Raw genomic sequence first — 18443 nt, 5'->3', positions numbered from 1 at the left:
CTTCGTGGATCTGCGGTGGAGAGCCGCTGTGGCTGGGTGCAGCCTTTCCCGGCAGGCGCGGTTCCTGGGAGCGATCTACGTGCTCACCACGTTCGACCACCCCGCTGAACTCTTCTACTCCCTGGACGAGGTCGACCAGCACCTCAACCGGCTGGAGCGTACCTTCGCCCCCTGAACCGGTGGACCGCCGACGCACCCCCGCCGCCTCAGCAGCGGTGCCTCCCCAGACCGGGGGTTCCAGCGGTCCGCCTCGCCCGGGGCCTGTTCGACGGAGCAGGCCCCGGGCCCCAACAAACTAGAAGGCCCGCTTGATGACTTCCACAGACCACCCGACCCGCCCCCGGGGCCTCAACGTGCTGCACGTGTACGGGTACGGCTTCGCGATGGTCGCGCTCCTCGTCGTCCTCGCCTGGTTCGCACCCGCAGTGACGAATCTGTCCACCACCCTGCCCACGACCCTGTTGGCCACAACGGTGTGGGGCACCCTCGCGCTTGGTATCGCGCTGCCGCTGACCAACGTCATTATGGGCGACTTCAACTCCGCACCGAGCGGCGCACACGGTGGTGACCGCGACTGGGAGCAGGTGCCCGCACACAAACGCCGGCAGAAGGCCCGCCTGGTCCAAGACTTCATCACCGGGCAGTGGCTGTGGATCAAGGACACCGTGCCGCTCGACACCCTGATCGGACCCTGGGCCGAACAGGTTGAGCAGCGCCGGACGGACCTCGGAGCGGGGTACCGGACCCTCGCAGAGCTCGACTGGGAACAGCGCGGGCGGCCTGGCTCCGGGCTGGTGGGCACCACCGTCACCGCGCAGTCGCTGCCCATCGACCACATCCTCACGGATGACTCTGTCGAGCTCTTGCCGGGCAGCTTCGCGGTGCACCTGAACCCGCACTCCGATCACGGAGTGCTCCACGCTCGCACCCTCATCCACCCCCGGCAGGGGGACCAGTGAACTACGTGCACGGGCGGGCCGCCACCATCCTCCAGGCCCGCACCATCACCGGCGACGTCCATCTCGCCCGCGCCGACCCCACAGCGCTCTCCCACGCCCCGGTGCCCCGCCAGCTCCCCGCACCCAGGCTGTTCGTGGACCGCACCCAGGCGCGCGCCTGGCTCGACCACGCCTGGACCCACCGCCACGGCCCTCTGTGGGTCGGCGTCGAGGGCCCGCCCGGCATCGGGAAGACCGCCTTCATAACCGTGTGGGGCCACGACCACCAGGACCGGTGGCAACACGGCACGCTCTACACCGACCTGAACCGCACCAGCATCGACAGCGCTCTCCGCGGTTGGCTCACCGCGCTGGGACACACCGATTTGCCCGCAGACGAGGACCACCTGCGCGCCTTGTGGCGCTCGGCCACCGCGACCCGGCAGCTCCTCGTGGTGACTGAACACGCGACCTCCGAAGCTGCTCGTTCTCTGCTTCCTGCTGGGCCCGGGTGCGCGGGGATCGTCACCGCCCACCAGGGCCTCGCGGACTTGGTCGCCACCGGAGCCCGGTACGCGCGCCTTCCCGCTCTGGCCCCCGGCGCGGTCAAGGAGATGATCACGCTCCTGACCGAGCAGCCCCTGCCCGAGCCCCTGCTCCAGGACGCGGTGGCCTCAACGCGCGGGGTCCCGCTGGCTGCGGCTCTGACCGCCGCTGTCCTGGCCCGTGACCTGACACCACCACTCACAGAACCAGACGATGAGGAGGACACCGTGCCCGCAAGCATCCAGGCGCTGCTCGACGACCTGCCCGAGGACACCGTCACCACCGCCGCGATGATCGCCGCACACCCCGGACCGTGGGTCACCACCGAACTCGTTGCCCACCTGAACGAGTCCACCACCGACCAGGCCCAGCGGGTCGTGGACGAGCTGGTGGACAACGCGGTCGTGACCGACGCCGGACAGGGCCGCTACACCGTCCACGACCAGGTCCGCGCACCCCTGACCCACCGACTCGCCCCCACCGTCCGCACCCAACTGGCCAACGGCCTGGCAGGCTTCTACCGCCTGCGCCTCGCGGCTGCGGAGAAGGTCCTGAACCCGTGGCGGTGGCGAGCCGACGACGAGGGCGTCGAACTGGCCGCACAGTCCCAACTGGACCAGAAGCCGTGGTTCACCACCCGCGCCCAGACACTGACCTGGCTCGACTCCGAGCTGGCCAACATCGTGGCCGTCACCGGACTCCTCCACGAGCTGGGCCGCCCCGAGGTGTGGATGATCTGCGACCACATCGGCACCTACATCGTGTTGCGCAAGCCCGCCGACGCCCGCTCCCTCTACGAGAAGGGTGTGGAGTCAGCCCGCGCGCACGCTGACGGCAAGGTCGTGGGGCTCATGCTTCAGCGCGTGGGCACCACCATGCCCCAGGATGACCACGAGCTCCTGGACCTCTACACGAAGGCACGCGACTCCTACGAACAGGACGACTTCACCCAGGGGGTGGCCTCGGCCTATGAGGCCATCGGGTCGCTGCTCGGGCGCCTGGGCCGACTGGAGGAGGCCGAGCACGCGCAGGCCCTCAGCCTCCGACTGCACGAAGAGGTCGACAACCTGCGCGGGGCCGCGTTTCAGCAGCGGCGCCTGGGTGAGATCCGCACTCTCCAGGGGAACACGGAGCAGGCCCACCGCGACTTCCTGGCGTCCTACCGCACGCTCATGGAGTTGGACCCCCCGGACCTCTACCAGGCCACCCGCAGCGCCCAGGGAATGATCACCCTCCTCCTTCAGCAGCAAGAGGACCTGCGGGTGGTGGAGATGATCGCGCTCCAGGCGCTGGCCAGCGCCCGGGTGTCCGGGTCTCGGGTCCAGGAAGCGTCGCTCCACCTGGACCTGGCCCGCATCGCCCGAGCCCGCGAGGACTCCACCCAGGAGATCGACCACCTCCAGCGAACCCACGCCCTGGTGGAGGCGGGACACCACGTGGCGAAACAGGCCAGCGCCCGGCTGGAGGAGCTGGAGGGAGACACCCCGTGAGCCTTCCCGAACAGACCAACCACCAGCGCGCAGACCGGCCCACGGCCGTTGTCACGGGCGCGAACCGAGGGATCGGGGAACACATCTGCCGCCGCGTGGTGGCACTCGCCAAAAGGTATTTCTGTGGACCATGTTAAAGATGTGAAAGCGATGTTTGAGGAGTGTGCTGCCTGGAAGGTTGATTAGAAGGCTGGAATGAGAGCGGCAGCGCATATTCGCCCTGCTGCCCTTTTCTATGTCGCAAATAGTCCAGCATTGGGTAATGCCGTGTTGCTTGTGGGTGGGAGTATTTTGGGTTAGCGTTCCCATGGGAAAGTGATTGGTTAAGAGATCTGACCAAGTGATTTCCCGGTTCAGTTAAACTCGTCAATGGAGTTCCATCATGAGCACTGCTACCTCCGAAGCGTCGCCCACTCCGACGCCCTTCGTCCTGGACATCACCCTCGTCGAGGACTCCACCGCGTTCCCCGACAACATCAACCTCACCGACGACGGGTGCGGCTCCTCCTGCCCGAACTCGTGCGTGACAAGCTCCTTCGGAAGCGACTAGATCTGAGACACCCCGGTGCCGCGCTCGCCCTTCCGGGCGCGGCACCCTGGCAGTCGGAGAAACCTGTGCCCTCCATGTGGCATGTCATTGGAACTCCTCTTATCCGATCCACCGGAGAATTCCCCACTGTCCCTGAAGGCCCGGACCTGATCAGCGGAACACCGGAGGACTGGCGTAGCTGGGGGCGAGCCGTGTGGCCCACCCACGGGGCCGCGATCAGCCACGCCTCGCCAGTCCTCACGTCTCGTGCCCACGCCCTTCTTGATGGCACACCGATGGCCACCAAGCGTGCCCGCCGAGTCATCGCCTCCCTGCTGCGGTATCACCTGCGCGCTCTTCATCGGCCGACCCCATTCGGTCTCTTCTCCGGCGTCGCACCGGGGCGATGGGCCCAGACCACCCGGGTGCAGTGGAACGGGCATCGACTGGCCCTCACGCCTTCAGGGGCCTGGGTGGCCGACACCGTCACTCGGATGGAGACCGTCTCCGCCCTCCTCGCCCAGTGCGAAGTCGTCGCGACCCCGCTGGCCGAGGTCAACGCGGACGAGGGCCAGGTGGTCGTTCCCCAGGTTCTCCGGCCTGACAGCGGGCCCCTAGCCACCACGGCTGAAGTCCGCATCGGTTCCACCGCCGTCGTGCGCTCCGTGCTGCGGGCGGCGCATCGTCCGACGTCGTGGGACAGGGTGGTCGAGGCCGTGATTGCCACCCACCCGGGAGGTTCGGTTGGGGATGCCGAGAGCGTTCTCACCCAGCTCGTGCGCGTGGGCGCGTTGGTCACCAACCTGCGACCCCCTTCCATCGGCTCTCCCGTGGACCACCTCGACACCGTTCTCGACCAGGCGGGGGAAGCCGAGCAGGACGAGGGCGAGACCGTGGCCCGGACCCGTCAAGCTCTGGCCACGGTGACCCGGTCCTCGGACTTCACTTCGGCGCTGAGCGCGATCCCCGATCAGCCATCTGCGGACCTTCTGCTGCACGCCGAGATCTCCCTCCCGGTCACCATCCCCCGGGCCGTCACCGAGGCGGTGGAGATGTTGGAGGTTCTCAGCCCCTACCGCGACGGGCTCCCACACTGGAGGGGCTACCGACAGCAGTTCGTGGACCGGTACGGCCCGGACACCCTCGTTCCTGTGCTCGAAGTCCTCGCACACACCGGCCTGGGCTACCCGCCCTGGGGCCAGCCTGCTCCTCTCCCGCCTACCTCCCGTGACGAGTGGCTGCTGGACTGCGCACAGACAGCGGCGATAGACAGCACGGTCGAAGCCGACCCCACGGACCTCCTGGAACTCGTGCGGGACCAGCCCCACCAGCCCACGGTCGATCACACGGAAGTAGCCCTCCGGCTGGACTCCCCGAGCTCGGCCGCGCTCGACTCCGGACGCTTCCGGCTGGAGGTTCTGGGGGTCTCACGTAACGCCGGGACCATGGCTGGCCGGTTCGCTGGGATGACCGGGGGCACCGAGGATCTGCGTCTCGCGCTGGGTTCGAGCGACGCCGTCGCAGTGCAGTTGTCCTTTCCCCCGGTCAAGGCGCGCACCGCACACGTGACGCAGGCCCCGCAGATCCTGGACCGCGTGCTCAGCGTCGGGGAACACCCACCGCCCGGAGCGTTGAGCGTGCACGACCTCGCGGTGGGCAGCGACGAGGAAGGCCTGTTCCTGTGGTCGCACGCCCTCAACCAACGCGTCCGGCCGCAGGTGCTTCACGCCCTCAACCTTCGGTTCGCGCCCAGGATTGCGCGGTTCCTCGCTGAACTCCCGCGATCCGAGCGACGGCACGTCGTCCCCTTCGACTGGGGGATGGCCTCCTCACTTCCGTTCCTGCCCAGGATGCGGACGGGGCGCATCGTTATCAGCCCGGCGCAGTGGCGGGTGCGTCCGCACGACCTCCCACCCGCCTCAGCCACCTGGGCCGAATGGAAGACCGCGTGGTCCGAGTTCGCTCACCGCCGACACATCCCCGCCCGGGTGGACATGGGGGCGGGGGACCAGAGACTGCGCCTGGACGTGAGCGACTCCGATCACCTTTACCTCCTGCGCACCCACTTGCGCACCGTGGGCGCCACCAGGTTGAGGGAAGCGCCGTCGCCCACCGCGTTCGGATGGTGCGGCGGTCGGGCGACCGAGATCCTGGTTCAGCTGACCCACAAGGAGCCGTCATGACGTCCTCCGCTGACAAGGCCGTTGGCATCGCCGCGGCCGTGGCTGACCGTCTCGCCACCCCCGAACAGGGCTACGAGCGGGCTCGTAACCAGTGGTGGCCGCAATCCCTCGCCCAGGGAGCGGCAGGGATCTCGCTGTTGCACATCGAACGGGCTCGCACCGGCCACGCCTCCTGGGAGACCGCTCACCGGTGGCTCAAGGCTGCGGTCCACGATGGCGTCGCCTCCGGGCCAGAAGCCCACCTGTACTTCGGGGCCCCGGCCGTCCTCCTGGCCCTGCACTACGCTCACGAGGGGACCGGCGGGTACAAGGCCGAGGTCGCTGCTCTGGACCGCGTCCTTCACCGCATCGCCGCTCGGCGCCTCGCCGCAGCCCACGAACGTGCCGAACAGGGGAAGCTGCCAGAACTCTGCGAGTTCGACGCGATCCGGGGACTGACCGGTCTCGGGTTGCTCCTGGAGCTGCGCGACCCGGGGTCCGAACGGGCTCGCGAGGTGCTGGAGTACCTCGTGCGCCTGACCGAACCACTGGAGCAGCCAGACGGACGGCGGCTGCCAGGCTGGTGGACTGCGCAGGGCCCAGACGGGACAACCTCACCGCGTTTCCCGGGAGGGCACTCCAACCACGGCATCGCCCACGGCATCGCCGGACCGCTGGCGCTGCTGTCACTGGCCCACCTGGCCGGCACTCGCGTCCCCGGACACGTGGAAGCGATGGCCCGGATCGTTGCGTGGCTGGACACCTGGATGCAGACGAGTGACGAAGGCGCCTGGTGGCCGTACTGGGTCACCACCGCGCAGCACCATGAGCACGAGCTGGTGGTTGGTCCGCAACGGCCTTCCTGGTGCTACGGAGCGGGTGGTCTTGGCCGAGCCCAACAGCTCGCTGCTGAAGCCCTGGCCGACGACGAGCGCTCCGTCGCAGCCCGCGACGCTCTTACCGAGGCCCTCGGCAACCCCACACAACTACGCCGGGTCCGCGACGCCTCGATCTGCCACGGGTGGTCCGGACACACACTCCTGGCCCACACCTCCGGCATCGGCACCCCCTTCGACCTACTGAACCCGCTCTGCTCGTCCCCGACCGGCGAAGAAGCCGCAGACCTCCTCCTCACACCCCACGACGGCAGGAGCGGGATCGGCTTCCTCGAAGGCGGAGCCGGGGCCGCAACCGTCCTTCACACCCTCGGAGCCGGGACCAACAGCACCTGGTTCTCCTTCCTGCTGATCGGAGATCGCCGTGCCTGACGACACGCCCCAGGTCTGGATCAAATGGACGCGGTGGGAGACCGCGAACCAGACCGCCACCGAACTCCTCCCCGCCCTCGAAGAGGGACCGGTGAGCGGCTGGTGGTTCATCCGAAAGCACCCCTGCTGGCGACTGCGGTACTGCGAAGGGCCGGGCGCCCGCGCCCACCTGGACCAGGCGCTCACCGCACTTCGCGACCAAGGGAAGGTGGAGTCGTGGACCCACGATGTCTACGAACCCGAGCAGGGGGCCTTCGGTGGACGCCTCGCGATGGACCTGGCCCACCAGCTCTTCCACAACGAGACCCGACACCTTCTCCACCGCGCCGCACGAACCGGCCACGGAGAACTCGGCAACGCCGAACTCGCCGTGATGATGTCCAGCGTGTTCCTGCGCGCGGTCGGCCTGGACTGGTACGAACAAGGAGACGTCTGGTCCCGGGTCTGCTCGCTGCGCAACCGCCCCGAACCCTTCACCCTGGACCCGGTACACACCCACCAGGTCCGCACCCTGATGACCGTGAACCCCCACCCCCTCACCCAAGAGGCGGGACCACTGCGAAACGAGACCGCTCTGCTCCGGGACCTGACCGACGCCGGTCAAGGGCTGGCCGACCTCCACCGACGAGGAATGCTCACCCGCGGGCTACGTGCGGTGTGCGCGCACCACTTGATCTTCTCCTTCAACCGGTGGGGCCTGTCCCACCGGGAACAGCACATCCTGTCGAACACGGCTAGAGAGATCGTCATGACCGACACCACCACCCCGACCACCGAAGCGATCGACCACGCACGCAACGCTTTGGCCGACCAGCTGCGCAACAACGGCCACATCACCAGCCCGGCCGTGGAGGACGCCTTCCGGACCGTGCCCCGGCACCTGTTCGTGCCCAACGCCAGCCTGGAGGATGCCTACGCCAACCGCACGGTCTCCATCAAGGACGACGAGCAGGGACGATCCCTGAGCTGCGCCTCCCAGCCCAGCATCGTCGCGATGATGCTGGAGCAGGCCCGCATCGAACCGGGGATGCGGGTCCTCGAACTGGGCACCGGCACCGGCTACAACGCTGGGCTGATCGCCCACATCGTGGGCGAGAAGGGCCACGTGGTCACCATCGACGTGGACCAGGACCTCACCGACAACGCCACCGACCGGCTCCGCGAGGCCGCAGTGGACAACGTGGAGGTCGTCCTCGGTGACGGCGCCCTCGGACACGAAGACGGAGCGCCCTACGACCGGATCATCGCCACGGTCGGCTCCCACCAAGTCCCGGCCTCCTGGGTCACCCAGCTCGCTCCGGGGGGCCTGCTCATCGCCCCGGTCCGCATCGCCGGGGACGCCTCCTACAGCATCGTCTTCCAGCGCGACGGCGACAAGCTGATCAGCGTGGACAGTCAGCTGTCCACGTTCATGCCCCTCCGCGACTCCGTAGACGGTGACACCCGCTCCTACATGCCCATCACCGACGACGACACCGTGATGATCCAGGTCAACCGGGACCAGAAGATCACGTCCGCCCAGGTGAAGGGTGTGCTCGACGAGCCCGCGAAGACGGTGTGGACCGGCATCACCATCGGCGGAATGGAGCCCCGCGAAGGGCTGTGGCTGCGCCTGGCCGTGACGCTCGACAACTCCCTCTCCAGGATGCTCACGAAGAGGAGCGCGATCGAGAGCGGGCTCGTCACCCCCGGTCTTCCCTGGGGCGACATGGCCAGCGTCCCCACCCACGGCCGCGGATTGGCCTACCTCACCGGCCGACCCCTCACCACCCCGCAGGGGCAGTGGGAGTTCGGAGTGATCAGCCACAGCCAGGACGGACATGAACTCGCGGACCGGATGGCAGCGGTCATCACCGGATGGGACCGCAAGTCCGAGGCGTCCTTCGAGCTGCACCTCGACAACGGAGAAACGACGCTGAGGACCTTGTGGTACTAACCCCTTCGGAAGGCTGAGATGACCACCCCCCACCTGGTGCGCTACTTCCCCCTGGTGGCACGCCCGCGTCCAGCCTGCCGGTCAGTCGAGGAACGTGTCGGCGAGCTGCTCCAGCTCGCCGACACCGCCCACCACGACCCGGTACGCGCCGCGACCGTCCTCAACCAAGCAGCTCTCCTCGCCTCCGACCTCGGCCTTCCCCAACTAGCCCGCACCTGGTGCCACGAGCACGCCCAAGCCCAGTTCAGCCGTCTCCCGGCCAACGGCAAAGTCACCATCCAGGTCCTGGAGCCCGTCGTCAACCTCGCTCGACTACGCATTCGAGCAGGTGAGGGTGACCGTGCGCTGAACTTGCTGGAGCAACTGTTCGACGCCGTCTGCGAACGCACCGACACCGTGTTGAATGATGGCTTTCGGGTGCCGTGTTCCTCCCTCACCAGCGAGGACGACCACCACCGGGAGGTGGTGCAGTGGGTGTGGAGGGTCCTGCTCGCGGACGGAGCGCGCGCCCTGACCACAGCCGGACGTTGGTCGGACGCTCACGACCTCGTGAGGTCACACCGGGGGGTGGGCAACCGGATGAGCGACGGCCGCCAGATCGCGATGATCGACCATGCCACCTCTGGCGACTTCCACCAGGCACAGAAACTCGTCGAGACCACCGAGCCCGGCGAGCCCTGGGAACAAGCGGTGACCTCGCTCCTCGCTGTCATCAGCGACCCGGCCCCGCAGGAGCACCACATTGACCGAGCCGTCGAGACCTGCGGAGCGATCCCCTGGACCACCTCGACAGCCGTGTTCCACACACGGCTCCTCGTGACCCTCAGAACAATCGTCGGCCCCGGGGACCCGAGAACGGACCCCTTGGTTTCACAGCTCATCGGTCGTGTGCTGGACGACGGGAACGGCTACTGCGCTCGCGACCTTCTCTCCAGCAGTGACGCGGGGAACTACCGATCCGCCCTTGCGGAGACCGTCCGGCGCTGCGGCCTGGAGACAGCCTCACCCGGCGACCTTGAACCCCTGGCCGACGCCGTCCGCGTAGCACTCGAGGCGATCCGTGCTCCCTGAGGCCACAGACGCGTGCCCGCCCACGACAAAAAGGCCCCCGTGCCCTTGCGCAAGCAAGGGCACGGGGGCCTTGGCCCGCTCCAGGGCTTCCCTCCCCGGAGCGAGGACACGTGATCGAAAATAGCACCTCTAGCTGCGAAAATACAATCAGATCGGGAAGCCGACGACGAAGCTGGATGCGGCTGATTCAGGTTCGGGTGGAGGAGCAGACGGCGACACCCTGCTCCACATGGACCTGCGGTCGGACAACATCCTCATCACCCCGGACCAGGAGGTCGAGTTCGTGGACTGGCCGTGGGCAGCCCGTGGCGCCGCCTGGCTGGACATGGTCCAGTTCCTGCCCACTGCCGTACCGGCCGGGCATCCCGCACCTTCGGGACGATGGGTACCGGTGGGGCGAAGCCGCTCTGGACTGGTTGCGCACGCGTTTGTAGGAATTAACGGTATGGACAGCAGAACATCGGGGGAGCCCCCTTGCTCGACCGACTGGGGCAGGCACTCTGTGCGCGCTCGACCTTGAAGGAGCGGGCGCCCAGGAGCGAGAGCGCAAGGCGATCCGAGAAGTCGCCGCGGTCCCGGTCGTGGCCGGTTCCCCCGACTTGGCGTCGGCCTACGAGAGTCTCGGATCCCTCCTCAGCCGGTTTCGAGCTGCGCGATCGAGTGACCGGCTGGTTCCTCACTGCCGTGCTCTCCGCGCGTTGTGGGACGCGGTCGTCGCCGTGTTGATCGTCTACCTGGTCGAGGGAGGCTCCACTATTGACCCCGGGGAGACCTCCGCCAGTGGCAGTTGTCTCGCTTTCGCCCGAGCACCATCACCCACCCATCGGCCGTCGAAGGTGGTAGTCCTTGTCGGTTCGGATGCCGTGAGTAGCCATGGCCGCCCCTCCATGCGGGCTTAAAGTAACCAAGCAATCACTCAAAGCGACCGTATTGCGGAGGGTTGTCTAGTCTCCCCGAAGTAACGGCCAGGGTTCTGAGTCGCTCGTTACCCCTTTCCGTGCATATCTTGTTCGCTCTCATGGGTGAGGCGCTGGCCGGGTGGGGACACTTCCGCGCCCGTACCGCCGCTTGGTGCGTAGCGTGGAGCTCTCCTGCACCCTGAATTCTGAGACAGGCTGAGCCCATGGCGGATCGTGACAGCGACGGCGAAGATCAGATCAACGGTGACCTGGACGTGATCTGGTGTATCCCAGGGATTGTCGCGGGCTTGACCTTGGCAGCGAGTTACGTGCAGTACCTCAAAAGTTCCGGCAATGACGAGACGTGGTTCGCCATTTTCGTCCTGCCCGCGCTGCTCGGCCCAGCAATTGCGCTTATGGCGGTCGCTGGCGTGTTCCGCAAAGAGGTGCAGCTGGGACGCATGTCCTGGGAGGAGTACTGGATCGTGCTGTCGGGCATCTCTGCCGCCGCGTGCGTATTTTTGGGTGTCACAGGAATCGACGACGTCGTCGCGGCATGGGACTACTTATTCCGCTCGGAGTGAACCGTACCGCCTCACTGGCTCGCCCACGCCATAATCGTTCTGGACTGCACGGGTACCCGCCAGACGGATAAGGTCTCCCTCCAGTCTCTGGAGCGCGTCAACTTGGCTCGATTACCCCACCCACGACAAGAGGCCCCGTGCCCTGCTCAAGCAGGGCACGGGGCCTAGGTTCACTCCGGGGCTTCCCACCCCGGGATCCGTACATGGGATCGAAAATAGCATCTCTAGCTGCGGAAACACGATCAGATCGGGAATCCGAAGATGAAGCTGGATGCGGCTGATTCAGGTTCGGGTGGAGGAGCAGACACAGGGCCGATCCAGGGTCCGTTCGACAGCGCCAGATGGGAAAACCACATGGAAGGCGGTCGCTTCCCGGATGCAAGATCCATCGCAGCCCTTGTCTCCGGTCCCGGAATGCCGTCAACCGGGGAGATCCCCCGTGCGGCCTGAAGGCTCTTCACAGCCTCGTAGGTGGCATTCCCGAAGGAACCATCGGCCCCCCACGCCCCCACGTTGTATCCGAGGTCGATGAGTTCGAGCTGGAGCTGACGCACGGGTGTGCCCTGGTCACCCCAGTACAGGGTGGCGCGGGAACGGTACCGGTACCCGGACAGGGAGAGTGTCCCCTCCAGCCGCAGGCCACGGAACGTCCAGTAGTCCAGGACCTCTTCGCTGTGAGCAGCGAACGCCCTCACGGCCAGGTGTGTGGTGACCTGGCGCATCTCGACACGGAGCAGCTGGTCCAGCAGGATTCCAGGACCGACGTGCTCGTGCTGGAGGAGATCGGCGGCAAGATCGCGGGGCTGCGCTCGGACCTGCGCCAACCCCGTCGCTGACTCCCGCAGGAGCAGCCCCGGGCCTCCTGAGTCCGCGATCCAGCGGACCTCGGCCGTCCCGAACCCCGCGCTCTGAAAGGAGGGTGCCCTCATGTACCACCGGGCGGCCCAAGGGGCAGGCGGCAGAGCTACGCGCAGAGCAGGTGTGTCTCCCCGGTGGAACCCCGGTTCGATCCGGAGGCCGCCCGCGCCGTGCACGTCGGCGGAGTCATCGTAGACAGCGCGGTCCGACGAGGCGCGAACGGTCACGGCGCCCGCGCTCGCGCTCGCGGCCAGGGTGGCGTTGCTGACCCTCGTCCCGACCGGACCGGCAAGGGGGTTGTCGATGATGATCAGCGGATCATCACCTGCACCGTCAGGTCAGCCGCCTCGGTCTCCTCGGTCACGCGCACACCGACCGTCAACGCGGTGCGCTCGCTCACCCGAAAGTCGGGGGTGACGAGAGCAGCCCGGTGATCGGCGTCGAGAATCACCTCGGCAGCTACGAGCTCGGCGCCTGTGTCGGTGTCCACCGTCAGCAGGTGCACGATCACTTCACCCTCGGTGAGCGTGACGGCTTCGGCGTGCAAGACGGTGACCGTCTGCCCCCGCCCCTCCAGGTTCACGTACCGGTGCCGGGACGTGCGGGTCTCCAGCTCGTCGGGCATGGACCACAGCATGGGGTGGGCGGTGGCCACAGGTTCGGGCCGGTCCTCGTCCCCGTCCCCCGGCGGGGGGTTGTCTTCCAGGTGAGAGAGACGGGTGTCCAACCTGGCAACGATCGCGGGCCAGTCGGTGGAGGTCAGGACCCAACGGCCCAACGTCAGGCCTTCGGCGTCTCCGTTCTCGGTCTCACCCCGGGGCGCTGGGGCGATGAGTACCCGCTTGGTGTCATCGGGTCCACGGAAGCGAGGGATCAGCCCGTAGTCGGCCGAGACGAGGGTGTCGGTGCTCTGGCTGGTCGAGTCCAGCAGGTCGAGGAGGCGTTCCCCGGTGTCGTGGTCGAACACCCACAGGGCGACGCCGGGCACAAGGAGTGGCTGGTAGCCGATCTCCTCTTCGGTCAGGGGGACCTGTTCGCCGGGGGCGAGGACATAATCGGCGGGGCTGCCACCGAACCAGTACCGCACCGCGCTGCCTTCCTTACTCAACGACGAGGCCGGCCCCCTCGTTGAGGAGACCGGCCACGGACCGGGGGACGGGTGGGGTTCAGGACGTGCGGTCGCCGTCGACCAGGCGGTGGACGTAGGCGGCGACGGCTCCGACTACGGCGGTGCCCGCGGCCACGCCCAGGGTGGCCCAGTCGATGAGATCGCCCGGGGAAACGCTGTCGAGGACGGCACCGGACGCGGCGACGAGGGCGACGGAAACGATCGCGCCCAGGGCGTTCTGGGCGCTGGTGCGCAGGCTGCGGGTGCGGGCGTCGCTGCGGGTGGCGGTGTTGGGCATGAGGGGCCTTTCGGGACGGTCGAAATGGTCGGAGCGGTGAACCATGGCGGTTCTCTTCCGGTGGGTGGGTTCAGCGAATGGGGAGGATCAGGGTGGGGCTTCCATGGCACAGGGCGAGGTCGTTGAGCGTCCACACGGCCAGGCTCACCAGCACACCGAGGGCGAACCCGGTGGCCGCTGCGAGAAGGAAGGGACTTGGGGGCCTTCGGGAGCCGGGGTCACTCACGTGATGGGGGCGGTCCATGCGGCGGTCCAGGTGGCCGGGCCGATGAGGGAGTCGATGGAGAGGGCCTTCTCTGCCTGGAACTGACGTGCCACTCGGGCAGTGCGCGGTCCATACAGGCCGTCGGCGTCGATGGACCAGCCGCGCACCAGCATCTGCTTCTGCCAGCGGCGCAGGTCGGATCGGTGACTGTAGTAGCCGCTCACCGAGGAGTTCGGGCCCTCCTTGGGGCCGAAGAAGGCGCCCTTCGGGAGGGGGAAGGGCGGAACCTTGGAGACGGGGGTGCTGGGGGCGGTGCCACCAGCCGCCTTGTAGGCGGCCTCGGTGGCAGGGCCCCACAGTCCGTCCGTGCTGACGCCGACCTTGGACTGAAGCCACTTCACACCGGCCTCGGTGAGCGGACCCCACAGCCCGTCCACGTCCAGCTTCGGGTTGTAGCGCAGGCCGTTGACGGCGGTCTGCTGGGACCGGATGGAACGCACGGAGGTCATACCGCCACCCCCACCGGCACTGGGGTTGCCGTTGCCCTTCGCGCCGAAGGTGCCATCGGACACGAGCCGGTAGAGAACATCTCCGGGGCAGGAGGTGGCCACGAAGTCGCGGTGACCACGGATCGCGCCGCCGACACCGCGCGCCATGAGGTAGGCACGGAGGTCGAGCACGGCCTGGATGTGTCCCTCGGTGGGCTGCTCGTTGCCACCGAGCATCAGCGTCACCGAGTACCACTGCTGGTTTCCGGCGTTGGTCCCCTGCGCGGCCTGGGCGCGGGAGAGCCCGCGGCCGGTGAACACTTCGCCGTGCCGACATGCTCCCCAGCTGTAGCCCAGGTCCGCCCAGCCGTTGGAGTTCATGTGGTCGCGGCGCACCCGCTTCCAGTAGGCGATGCAGTCCTTGTGGGTGCTCAGACGAGTGGCGGGACCGTTGTAGTGGATGACCAGGCCTCGGGTGGGAGAGGCCCAGGAGGCACCGGAGGCGCCCCACCCGAAGTAGGAACGCGGTCGCAGGATCAAGAAGTGCAGCCCCTTTCTGGGCATGGGTGAGTTCCCGGCACCAGCGGTGACGGGTTCTCGGGTTGAGGTCAGGGGGAGGGTGGGCGGGTGAGCTTCTCGACTTGCCCGGCGAGGTCATCGACCTGGGTAGACAGGCTCTGAACGGCTTCCTCGGTGCGCTTCGAAGCGTCCTTCAACGAGGTGCCGTTGTTGTGCTGGACCTCGTGGCGCACGTCGGCCAGCCCGGTCTCCAGCGAAGCGACCCGGCTCATCAGTCCGGGCCGGGCTGCGTGGCCGGGCCGCCCTGGTTCGCCCATCAGGTCGTCGACCAGGTGACCCACCCGGCGCGCAAGCGTGATGAGCTTGCTCGCGCCGATGGCCACTGCGGTCAGGCCGGTGGTCACGGCAGCACCCGCTCCCACCCACAGGCCGGTCTCCACCAACCAGGAGGGGAGTTCAGACAACGAACGTCACCCCGTCCAGTCCCACCCAGGTGGGGTCATATGCCGTCCACAGCACGAGGTCGCCCGCGTCAGCCACCGATCCGGGGCGGATTTCCAGACGGGAGGTCATACCTCGGGTGGCGGCTGTGCCGCCGTGTCGGGAGGTGGTTGTCACCGCCATCGACACCACGGCTGGAGGGCGGGCCTGGGCGGGCAGTCGGGCAACCCAGGCGCGGTGCGTGATCGGGTTGCCGTTGTTGCGGGCGATCCGTCCGCGCAGGCGCACGGTGTCGTGACTCTCCCACCGCCAGGCGGGTGCCTGGCCATGGGAGGGCTGCCCGTATCCCGACCTGACGGTCAGCGGCTGCCACGGACCGGGGTAGGCAGACGAAGCCACACGTACCCACGAGCCAGCCCACACGGCCAGGCGGCCGGTGTCGGTCTCGTAGATCAACATCCCCTCATGCGGAGAGGCCGGACGCACCCCCGACGTGCAGGGCACGGCTCCCGTGGGCGCGGTGAACTGGCGACGGTCGCTCACGTCGGCGTTGGTGACGACCGCCGAATGGCCCTGGACCCGCAGGTCCGCCAGAGGAAGATCCCAAGTTCCGGCCGCCGAGCGCACCGGGGCCGGGACCGACCCACCGGGGGTCCCCTCGATGATGTGGGGTCCGCACCGCCCCTCGGCGGTCGAAGCGCGCAGCACCAGGAGGTCCCATCGGGCCTGGGCGTGGGTGTTGGGCTCGACCTGCACTGGGACGGAGGTGTCGGTGCGGTAGAACCAGCCGCCGACCAGCGCGAACCCGGGGGCCAGGCTCACGCGGGAGGTGCCATCGGCGATCACCTCCAACGCCTGCGCCGCGTCGGGCCCGTCCGGAACGACTCCGTCCACGCTCCAACGGCGGTGCAGGGCGGCGAGCCCGGTGTCCGTAGCCAGCGGCTGCTCAGCGAACACGCCGAAGCTTTCGGCCACGCTGGTCACCTCCTGGTGAGTAGTTGGTCCACGTCGCGGCGAAGGGCGGCGACGCGCTTGTAGATCTGGGGCTGATCAGGGGGCTCTCCCAACGTGGGGCGCAACCGTTCACCCTGATCGGGGGTTCGGGAGTAGTGGACTTCCCGGATGATGTCGGTGACCTCGCCCAGGTCCAGCTCGGCGGTCACGACGTCGCCTAGGGCGTAGTCGCGACCGAACTGGGTCCCCTCGTTCTCCAAGGGCTCGAAGGTCACCGACGCGGTGGCCGCCCCGTCGCGGAGCCGCTCGGTCGCGCGTTCCCGAGAGGCGACGTCGGGGTCCGTCCACTCCTCGTCCCCCTCACCGGGTTCCTGGGACAGGTCCCGGGCGTCGAGCACCTCCTCGATGACCACCCCCGGCCAGAGGGGGTCCCGTTCCTGGTAGCGGTAGAACCTCCGGTCGGTTCCTTCGCCACCGATGGCGACGATGACGTCGGTGACCTCTGGAGGGGAGGCGCTGTACTCGTAGGAGCCGAGGTTGCCCAGGTAGGGGGAGAACCTCACCCGATCGGAGACATCGCGGGCGGGGTAGACGTGAACGAGGAGGTCGGTTGAGTCGTGGTCCTGGACCAGATGGAACCCGAGTTCACCCGCACCGGCGACGGACCAGGCCGCCTCCAGGAGGTTGTCCAGTCGCAGCTGCGAGGACACCTCGTGCCCCCGTCCTTCGGAAGCGGGTATGCGCAGGCCGGGTAGTGCGCGGTCATCGATTGCATCGGGTCCCGCGTTCGCTGCGATCAGTTCGAGCAGGACGTCCTCGGCTGGGCCGTTGCGGGTCCAGTACTGGGCGCCGTGCTGAACTCCGGCCTCGGTGATGGGGGTGTTGGGGGAGGGGTAGACGATGCGGGCCAGTTGGGCGGTGTCGTCCACACCGCTGAAGGTCAGCGTGTTCTCCGCCCCCGACGTGCGGGTCCGCTCCATCGGGCGTTTGGGGCCGCTCAACAGGACGTGTCCGCTCTCATCGAGGAGAGCGATGCCTTCTCCCGCACGGAGCAGGTCCGCCGAGGGGCTGGAGGCGTCCACGGTGACCCTCCAGGCACCGAGCGCGAGATGGCGTGAAGTCGCGGTGAAGTCGACATCGTCATCAACGATGCCTAGCCAGCGGCGCTGGTGGTCGCGCACCCAGAGTTGCCACTCACCCATGGCGGCCTCGTACCGAGGTGATGTCCAGCGGGGTGAACTCCAACTTCAGGGAGGCTCCTCCGGCCTCGGCTCCCGACAGTTCGACGTCGATGAGGTTTCGTCCGGGGGTGAGCGGCCACAGGCGTGAACCGCGCACCAGGTGCGCGAACTGGTTGACGCCGTCGCCGTCACGCACGCTCTTGCGGCGTGGCCGGGTGTCGATGGTCAAGGACTGCTCACTGTCGAGGGCCAGGTCCACCACCAGGCTCTGAGACAGCGAGTGCGAGCGCATGAGCGTGCCCTCGGCAACGGGGCCGGTGATGGTCCACACTGGCCAGGCCGACGCTGAACCGGGGTTGTCGATGACCATGCCGTCACCGATCAGGTCACTGCCGCGCACCCGCAGGGGCGGGAGGGGGAGCCAGGTGTGGTGGGTGCCCTCGATGCGCCATGTGCGGCGCACCGGCGTCAGCTCCCAGTAGGGCTGCTCGGCCATCAGGGTTACCCCGTAGGTCGCCCAGTAGGCCCCGGCCTGGTCGGTGCCCTCGTCCCCGGCCATGCCCTCGACATAGCGAGCACGAATCCGGCGACGGGTCCCGTCCCGATCAGCCACCTCCAAGACCCCGGCGCCTCCGGTCGGGGGAAGGGGGTTCATGGCCTGGGCCAGCAGCCCACGCCGTTGAACCGCTTCGGCGCGGTCGCGTCCGTGAACGTAGAGCGGTAGGTAGATCTCCCGGGGCAGCGCCCGGCTGCTCGTGACGAGGCTTCCGTCGAGTTCGGAGGATTCAACCTCGTGGTGGGTGTACTCGGGCAACTCCAAGCCGCGAACGCCGGGCATGAGCAGGAACCCGGCCTCATCACTGTTCAGCGCGATGACCTGGCCCCCCGCACCAGTCCAGGTGAGCAACGGCGGGGCGCCCGCATCATCCGTCGCCGGAACGGGCAGACCAGGAGGCCGCGGGCCAGGG

The 18443-nt window shown here is 68.0% G+C and carries 18 protein-coding genes; 10 read left to right on the top strand and 8 right to left on the bottom strand.

Translation table 11 applies throughout. From position 1 onward, the window contains the following. Positions 1–28: 28 nt before the first annotated feature. From AC0VYL_RS21140 to AC0VYL_RS21100, 9 genes are all read left to right on the top strand, one after another. Positions 29–175 carry a hypothetical protein gene (locus AC0VYL_RS21140; RefSeq protein ID WP_475481289.1) on the top strand — a complete coding sequence of 49 codons (147 nt, stop codon included), beginning with the start codon at positions 29–31 and terminating at the stop codon, positions 173–175. Between the two features lie 136 nt (positions 176–311). Next, the gene (locus tag AC0VYL_RS21135) at positions 312–959 is read left to right on the top strand and encodes a hypothetical protein (protein ID WP_475481288.1); all 648 of its coding nucleotides are present in this window, start codon (positions 312–314) and stop codon (positions 957–959) included. Beyond that, complete coding sequence (locus AC0VYL_RS21130) at positions 956–2974, top strand: hypothetical protein (RefSeq protein WP_475481287.1); 2019 nt, start codon at positions 956–958, stop codon at positions 2972–2974. Before AC0VYL_RS21135 ends, AC0VYL_RS21130 begins: the two co-directional genes overlap by 4 nt. Positions 2975–3356: 382 nt before the next feature. After that, positions 3357–3524 carry an FxLD family lanthipeptide gene (locus tag AC0VYL_RS21125; protein ID WP_475481286.1) on the top strand — a complete coding sequence of 56 codons (168 nt, stop codon included), beginning with the start codon at positions 3357–3359 and terminating at the stop codon, positions 3522–3524. A 74-nt stretch (positions 3525–3598) separates the two neighbouring features. Continuing rightward, positions 3599–5686: a lantibiotic dehydratase family protein gene (locus AC0VYL_RS21120; protein WP_475481285.1), complete on the top strand. Its 2088-nt coding sequence runs from the start codon at positions 3599–3601 to the stop codon at positions 5684–5686. After that, complete coding sequence (locus tag AC0VYL_RS21115; protein ID WP_475481284.1) at positions 5683–6933, top strand: lanthionine synthetase C family protein; 1251 nt, start codon at positions 5683–5685, stop codon at positions 6931–6933. Before AC0VYL_RS21120 ends, AC0VYL_RS21115 begins: the two co-directional genes overlap by 4 nt. Beyond that, complete coding sequence (fxlM, locus tag AC0VYL_RS21110) at positions 6926–8869, top strand: methyltransferase, FxLD system (protein ID WP_475481283.1); 1944 nt, start codon at positions 6926–6928, stop codon at positions 8867–8869. The genes AC0VYL_RS21115 and fxlM overlap by 8 nt, the downstream gene beginning before the upstream one ends. Before the next feature lie 18 nt (positions 8870–8887). Beyond that, positions 8888–9940, top strand: a complete 1053-nt coding sequence (locus AC0VYL_RS21105) for a hypothetical protein (protein ID WP_475481282.1) — start codon at positions 8888–8890, stop codon at positions 9938–9940. 1123 nt (positions 9941–11063) lie between these two features. Continuing rightward, entirely contained in the window at positions 11064–11423 is a 360-nt protein-coding gene (locus AC0VYL_RS21100; RefSeq protein WP_475481281.1) for a hypothetical protein, read from the top strand. A 242-nt stretch (positions 11424–11665) separates the two neighbouring features. Here AC0VYL_RS21100 and AC0VYL_RS21095 read toward each other — a convergent pair whose 3' ends face one another. Continuing rightward, entirely contained in the window at positions 11666–12118 is a 453-nt protein-coding gene (locus AC0VYL_RS21095) for a peptidoglycan-binding domain-containing protein (RefSeq protein ID WP_475481280.1), read from the bottom strand. Between AC0VYL_RS21095 and AC0VYL_RS21090 the strand changes: the two genes are divergently transcribed. After that, entirely contained in the window at positions 12098–12259 is a 162-nt protein-coding gene (locus AC0VYL_RS21090) for a hypothetical protein (protein WP_475481279.1), read from the top strand. The genes AC0VYL_RS21095 and AC0VYL_RS21090 overlap by 21 nt on opposite strands. Positions 12260–12591: 332 nt before the next feature. Here AC0VYL_RS21090 and AC0VYL_RS21085 read toward each other — a convergent pair whose 3' ends face one another. The 7 genes from AC0VYL_RS21085 to AC0VYL_RS21055 form a co-directional block, all read right to left on the bottom strand. Then, entirely contained in the window at positions 12592–13389 is a 798-nt protein-coding gene (locus AC0VYL_RS21085; protein WP_475481278.1) for a hypothetical protein, read from the bottom strand. 58 nt (positions 13390–13447) lie between these two features. Beyond that, a complete protein-coding gene (locus AC0VYL_RS21080; protein WP_475481277.1) occupies positions 13448–13687 on the bottom strand; it encodes a hypothetical protein in 240 nt (79 codons plus the stop codon). Positions 13688–13909: 222 nt separating this feature from the next. Then, positions 13910–14944, bottom strand: coding sequence for a peptidoglycan recognition protein family protein (locus AC0VYL_RS21075; RefSeq protein WP_475481276.1), 1035 nt, complete (start codon positions 14942–14944; stop codon positions 13910–13912). Between the two features lie 44 nt (positions 14945–14988). Beyond that, entirely contained in the window at positions 14989–15303 is a 315-nt protein-coding gene (locus AC0VYL_RS21070) for a hypothetical protein (RefSeq protein WP_475481275.1), read from the bottom strand. A gap of 52 nt (positions 15304–15355) precedes the next feature. Continuing rightward, a complete protein-coding gene (locus AC0VYL_RS21065) occupies positions 15356–16315 on the bottom strand; it encodes a hypothetical protein (RefSeq protein WP_475481274.1) in 960 nt (319 codons plus the stop codon). Positions 16316–16320: 5 nt separating this feature from the next. After that, on the bottom strand, positions 16321–17496 hold the full coding sequence (locus AC0VYL_RS21060; protein ID WP_475481273.1) for a siphovirus ReqiPepy6 Gp37-like family protein: 1176 nt from the start codon (positions 17494–17496) through the stop codon (positions 16321–16323). Continuing rightward, positions 17489–18382: a phage tail family protein gene (locus tag AC0VYL_RS21055; protein ID WP_475481272.1), complete on the bottom strand. Its 894-nt coding sequence runs from the start codon at positions 18380–18382 to the stop codon at positions 17489–17491. The genes AC0VYL_RS21060 and AC0VYL_RS21055 overlap by 8 nt, the downstream gene beginning before the upstream one ends. Between the last annotated feature and the right edge of the window lie 61 nt (positions 18383–18443).

This window comes from Nocardiopsis sp. iso_238 (genome assembly GCF_056173325.1).
Note: the sequence above shows the minus strand (reverse complement) of the source record. Positions and strands in the feature narration are given on the sequence as shown.